We start from the raw sequence: 2,025 nt of genomic DNA, 5'->3' as shown, positions 1-2,025 counted from the left end.
ACCCGGTTATTCCATATCTGAGTTGTATCCGGATCCCCTGGAGTGCTGTCCAGCGTTCTGTAAGTGGATACAACTTTCTCGTTGTCGATAATCAGCGCTTTTGTCACAACCGCCGGTAAGGCCCGCGGAGTGAAAAATGCAAAATCAACCTCACCGTAGGGCATTTCGCCGGTATCTTCCGGCGTCTGTGCCTCTCCAGCCCGGCAGCCGCTGACCATCACCAGCATCAGCAGGGGAAAAAGTGTTTTCAGCCTCATACCTTCTTCCCGTCCATGCTGTAGACCGAGCGTTTCCACTGCTCATCCGGGCGGTTGATAAAGCCAATCAGCTCAGAGGGTGATGCGCCGCCGTGAATAAGGCCGTCCGTATTCACCACGATGGCATTCCAGTTGGCCGAACAGTGAATATACTTCTCCGCAATCACGTCCAGCTCATCCTGGCTGAACGCTTGATAGGCATAGGTACGCCAGGTATTACGCCCCGGGCTTGATGGATCAACCAGGGACCGTAAAAAGGCATTCATTTCATGGTCAAATACCCCGTCCTCCCCGATGAGAAAGGGCTGGCCGTCAATAATACCCAGCCGCTCAGCCACCTCCGCCAGTTCAGGTGTACGGCTCAGGTCGGTAAAAACCAGCATGATGATTGCCCTCCAGACAGACAACACATAAACTCCTAAACCCGGCCTGCATGTGTCGTCAGGCGGGTATCAGAAGCAATCGCTACCAGTTGCCGTAGGGATAGGCTTTCCCTTTGATAAAATCCTTTATGTCCTGATCATAACCATCCGGAATGCTGTAGTTAAAGTCAATGCGCGAAGGCACGTCTTTGCAGGCATCCAGTTTATCCCCGGACAGCGTGGTGATTTTTACCGGTTCGACCGGCAGATTGGCGACCGGTGCACTGTTCTGAAGCCAGATGCGGACTTTACCTTCTGGTGCCAGCCCAAACAGCAGCGTGTCATACCAGGCCGTATCCCCACGCCAGTCCTTTCCGGTTGGCACCGACATTTTCTCCCGCAGGGCCGATGAAAAGGTGATGCGCGTCTCGTAGGTCTTTTTATCTATAACCGAATCCCAGCAGAAGAGCATCTGTGCGGGAGGATGCCGGGCTTTGTTGAACTGAGCATGCCTGCTTACCCTGCTGCTCCAGCTTCCCACGCTGTCAGGATTTTCCTGAATGCTGTCCAGCGTTCTGTAAGTAGATACAACTTTCTCGTTGTCGATAATCAGCGCTTTTGTCACAACCGCCGGTAAGGCCCGCGGAGTGAAAAATGCAAAATCAACTTCACCGTAGGGCATTTCGCCGGTGTCTTCCGGCGTCTGTGCCTCTCCAGCCCGGCAGCCGCTGACCATCACCATTATCAGCAAGGGGAAAAATGTTTTCAGCTTCATACCTTCTTTCCGTCCATGCTGTAGACGGAACGTTTCCACTGCTCATCCGGCCGGTTGATAAAGCCAATCAGCTCTGAGGGGGAGGCGCCACCGTGAATAAGGCCGTCAGTATTGACCACGATGGCATTCCAGTTGGCTGAACAGTGAATATACTTCTCCGCAATCACGTCCAACTCATCCTGGCTGTACGCTTGATAGGCATAGGTACGCCAGGTATTACGCCCCGGGCTTGATGGATCAACCAGGGACCGTAAAAAGGCATTCACTTCACGGTCAAATACCCCGTCCTCCCCGATGAGAACGGGCTGGCCGTCAATAATACCCAGCCGCTCAGCCACCTCCGCCAGTTCAGGTGTACGGCTCAGGTCGGTAAAAACCAGCATGATCATTGCCCTCCAGACAGACAACACATAAGCGCCTAAACCCGGCCTGCATGTGTCGTCAGGCGGGTATCAGAAGCAATCGCTACCAGTTGCCGTAGGGATAGGTTTTCCCTTTAACAAATGCTGGCGTTTCACCGTAATAAACATACCCGTTGGGATGGTCCGTAATCCCTTTGCAGGCATCCAGTTTATCCCCGGACAGCGTGGTGATTTTTACCGGTTTGACTGGCAGGTTATCACCTCCTGCG

3 protein-coding genes and 1 pseudogene are annotated in these 2,025 nt (G+C 53.4%); all 4 read right to left on the bottom strand.

Annotation, left to right across the window (positions count from 1 at the left end; genetic code table 11):
* Window positions 1–257: pseudogene (locus tag NR201_RS22465) on the bottom strand (DUF2931 family protein); the annotation flags it as partial.
* A complete protein-coding gene (locus NR201_RS22460; RefSeq protein ID WP_033769055.1) occupies window positions 254–640 on the bottom strand; it encodes a hypothetical protein in 387 nt (128 codons plus the stop codon). The pseudogene NR201_RS22465 and the gene NR201_RS22460, both read right to left, overlap by 4 nt.
* An 82-nt stretch (window positions 641–722) precedes the next feature.
* Window positions 723–1,394 carry a DUF2931 family protein gene (locus NR201_RS22455; RefSeq protein WP_033769057.1) on the bottom strand — a complete coding sequence of 224 codons (672 nt, stop codon included), beginning with the start codon at window positions 1,392–1,394 and terminating at the stop codon, window positions 723–725.
* Complete coding sequence (locus NR201_RS22450) at window positions 1,391–1,783, bottom strand: hypothetical protein (RefSeq protein ID WP_256844928.1); 393 nt, start codon at window positions 1,781–1,783, stop codon at window positions 1,391–1,393. Before NR201_RS22450 ends, NR201_RS22455 begins: the two co-directional genes overlap by 4 nt.
* Window positions 1,784–2,025: the final 242 nt, after the last annotated feature.

This window comes from Pantoea sp. Fr-CA_6 (genome assembly GCF_024520895.1).
GTDB lineage: Bacteria > Pseudomonadota > Gammaproteobacteria > Enterobacterales > Enterobacteriaceae > Pantoea > Pantoea agglomerans.
This window is presented reverse-complemented; position numbering and strand designations above follow the sequence as displayed.

Coding starts and splice junctions, on each gene's coding strand:
- NR201_RS22460 (WP_033769055.1), bottom strand. CDS start 640: ATGCTGGTTTTTACCGACCTGAGCCGTACACCTGAACTGGCGGAGGTG.
- NR201_RS22455 (WP_033769057.1), bottom strand. CDS start 1,394: ATGAAGCTGAAAACATTTTTCCCCTTGCTGATAATGGTGATGGTCAGC.
- NR201_RS22450 (WP_256844928.1), bottom strand. CDS start 1,783: ATGATCATGCTGGTTTTTACCGACCTGAGCCGTACACCTGAACTGGCG.